2 protein-coding genes are annotated in these 3,529 nt (G+C 44.7%); both read right to left on the bottom strand.

The genetic code is table 11. The features are described 5' to 3' along the window. Positions 1 to 115: 115 nt before the first annotated feature. Positions 116 to 1,678 (bottom strand): rhomboid family intramembrane serine protease, encoded by a 1,563-nt coding sequence (locus MHN01_RS20620; RefSeq protein ID WP_239413138.1) that lies wholly within the window; start codon positions 1,676 to 1,678, stop codon positions 116 to 118. A 239-nt stretch (positions 1,679 to 1,917) separates the two neighbouring features. Beyond that, the gene (nrfA, locus tag MHN01_RS20625) at positions 1,918 to 3,345 is read right to left on the bottom strand and encodes an ammonia-forming nitrite reductase cytochrome c552 subunit (RefSeq protein ID WP_239413140.1); all 1,428 of its coding nucleotides are present in this window, start codon (positions 3,343 to 3,345) and stop codon (positions 1,918 to 1,920) included. Positions 3,346 to 3,529 lie beyond the last annotated feature (184 nt).

Genomic DNA, 3,529 nt, shown 5'->3' on the forward strand with positions numbered 1-3,529 from the left:
TAACCGCGCCAAGAAGTTGCTGTAAATCATCTGAAGTCTATATTGTTACTTGTAATATTCTTTCTCTTAGCCTCTCCTTATTTTTAAGGGAGAGGCTAAGTAAGGCGCTAACTGTTTACACTTCACTGATGGGGTTTGTATTTTGCGGTATAGGTTTACTTAACCAGAGTGTCATTACCAGTCCTAATATTACGCCAGCAATAAATCCGCCCACATGACCGGCGTGGTCGATGTTGGGTGTGAAGAACGAAATTGCGCTCGAGACCGCGATGAAAGACAGCAGAATAATCATATCGGACTTTTTATTTTTATCTAAGTAACCTGTCATCATCAAAGTCAGTAGCGCACCAACTAACCCGTAATTTACCCCTGATATTCCGACACTGACTGTATGTTCATGCCAATAAATGCTGGCTAGAGATGAAGACAAGGCTGTAACAATAACCAGGAAGAGGAAACTGACTGTACCGGTGGTAGACTCGACAGCTTTACCTGCGTAACCAAGTACGAAAGTGTTCATGATGATATGAGCCACGCCCAAGTGAACAAATGCTGAGGTCATCAGTCGCCAGTAGTCACCGGAAAGAACAAGATCACGTCTAACAGCCCCGAAATGAACCAGCTCTTGTACGTTGGCGCTAATGGCATCAACGCCGATAAATACCCCGGTAATGTAAACGGCAATACACACATTGATAAGCAGTGATGTGGCAGGGCATCCTGCACGGAACGAGAGCATGTTAACGGCAACAGAGGTGAAGCTGTTATCCGTTAACTCGCCGTGTAAATAGTCTTGGTAAGACTTGTCATCGACCTGAGCCCGCAGTGAGATGGCGCCAACTACAGCAAAGGCTATCAGGCTAAATATGCCGAAGAACACGATCAGATCGTGATTGGATTCTTTAAGACTTTCTGTCCGCGGATACAGTAGGTAAAGTTCCTGATCAGCTTTGAACGGATATTTATTATCAATAGCCATTTTAAGCCCGTCATAGAGATCAGATTTTTTAAGCAACTCAAAATGGCTTTGGCTATAGAAGTCATGGTTTCTGAATTTTTGGTCGACTTCTTCTAAGAAGGCTGAAAATAACACTTCTTTTTCATTTTCTTCCAGATGGTTATTGATTGTTTTTGTATAACGAATGCCGTACCAGATGTTCTTTTTCTGATCCATTGGCACGGCAATATACAAATGGATATTTAGATCTTCGTTGTGCTTTCCCCTGACACGAAAACTGGCGTCTGAAGCGAAAAGAGATGGCCGGACTCTATATTGCTCTAGGGAGAAAAACTTCTCATGCTTATAAGCCGGAATGTCGTCTTCGTTCGGAAGTTCTATCAAATCGTAAGAGGCAGAAGAAACAAGCGATTGGGCGATAACCATTGGCACTGCGAGCGCAATAGTCATGAGTAGCTTAGTTAGGCTAGATGGAGCACTACCTTTAATTCGAAAGACTTGTAGCCTCTTCCTTGTCAGCAGGAGGGTGGTACAGATGGCTAACCCTCCCGGAATAAATAGATCCCACACCATTTCATCAATAGATATGAGGTGCAATTTAATATCGACTAGCCAGCGGATGAAAGTATAGCCACTTATGAGCGAGATAAATGCCAAGAGAAACGGAAGAAAGATGAGTTTGAAATTAACCATACGACGAGGCTGCCCCAGAAAATCCATTTAAAATACAATGCGATAACTATCAGCATACAAAATTTCAGTCAATGGACCTAATGAGAGGGCTGAAATATGAGAATGAACTATCGGAATGGGAGAGGGAAAAGCGTTTATCCGTGGTTATTGATGGTATGAGGATATTGATGCGTTCAATGGTTATGTTCAGAAGCCGATATAAAAAGCCCCCTTTATTATAAGAGGGGGCTGTTTCTGTCAGTTTGCCTAATTAAATCAGGCTGACCTTAGTAAGAGGCTTCGCGAACCTTGGCTTGCTTGTCCCACTCTGGAACGATAGTTTTCAGGAATTCAGCTTTATCAGCGTTCATCTTGTCCATATCCATGCCAAGTGCCTGTTGCGCCTTTTCCTTGGTTGAAATATCAGGGATCTGAATTTCTTCCGTGATACCTTTTGTTGCTAGTAAGCGAACAACCTTAGTACGGGCATCGGTTGCTTTATCAAGCGCAGTACCCAGAACGCGCAGTGCCACTTCAGGTGCGTGCATGTGAACACCGTGAGATGCAATTGCGTAGTCCCAACGCCACTGAGCATGACGGATATCCATCAGGATTGGCTTCATTTCTTCTTCGGTTGCACCTGCATCCCATGCCGCTTTTGCTTCGAAGTGAGCAGCAACAATTTGCTTCTCGGCACGTAGCTTCATTTCCTGAACGCTTGCCTTACGGGTAGCAACAACGTCTTCAAGTGTTTCTTTATCTTGGGTATGACATTGTGCACAGGTGTCTTCAAAGCGGTCAAATGGGTTGCCGACTTTATGATCGGTGAACACTTTGCCGTCTTCGTTCTGAACTTTAGGCATATGGCAGTCGATACAGGTTACATTGTTCTTGCCATGGATGCCGTCACGCCAGGTTTCATAGCCAGGGTGCTGGGCTTTTAGCATTGGTGCTTTAGATACGCCGTGAGTCCAGTCTTTGAAACCGATCTCGTCGTAATAAGCTTCCATTTCATCAACGCCTGTGCCTTTATCCCATGGGAACTTAACGCCTTTGGTTGGACCGGTGAAGTAGTACTCAACATGACACTGGCCACATACCTGAGCTTGCTGATCGAAGCGAGACTGATCCTCGAACTTCATATCAATCGCTTCCATAGCACGGTTAACATAAGGACGGGTCAGGGTAAGCGCCGGTTTACCTTCGGCAAATTCTTTGCTGCCGGTATTGTGACAGTCAGAACAGCCGATTGCATTGTTGATTTCTGCACCCAAGCGGGCCCACTTGCCTTCAAAGTACCCGTCTTCGCCACGCTCATCGATCACGCGTGCCACGTCAGGGCTCTTACAGCTCCAGCAAGCCATTGGCATAGGACCTGATTTTTCATCCTTAGGGCCGCCTGTACGTAAGGTTTGGCGCACGTCGGTTACAGCGTAGAAGTGGCCACGGGCTTTGTTATAGTCTTTGGAAAAACCGTAACCGGCCCACAGAACAACCATATTAGGATCGCCAGCAAGCGCGTCATCAATTTCTTCGCTTTCTTTGGTCGCTTCCCAGGTTTTAAATTGATCGACATGAGACTTCGCAAAATGTTCGTTGCGAGGTTCAATTCTTGTTTTGCCGCTATCTTCAGCTGCGTTGGCATTGGCAGATAAACATAACGCAGACAACAAAGCTGCGACTGCGGCAGTATTTCGCGTCCATTTAATTCTCACGATTTTTCACTCCAGTATTCTAATTATTAACAAGCTAAGCGTTGTGAGTGCAGCTAAATCAGTAAATAGGAATTGGAGTTCTGATAAATAATATCAAAAAATGAAGGCTTGTTAATATAAGTGTTAACTTCGTTGTTTTGGATCAAAGGGAAGGTGTCAAAAACCGAATCGCGATACAATTACC

The sequence above is a fragment of the Photobacterium sp. OFAV2-7 genome (assembly GCF_022347985.1).
Classification (GTDB): Bacteria; Pseudomonadota; Gammaproteobacteria; order Enterobacterales; family Vibrionaceae; genus Photobacterium.

What these genes read in the sequence shown, in the direction of transcription:
- MHN01_RS20620 (WP_239413138.1), bottom strand. Translation starts at nt 1,678, where the DNA reads ATGGATTTTCTGGGGCAGCCTCGTCGTATGGTTAATTTCAAACTCATC.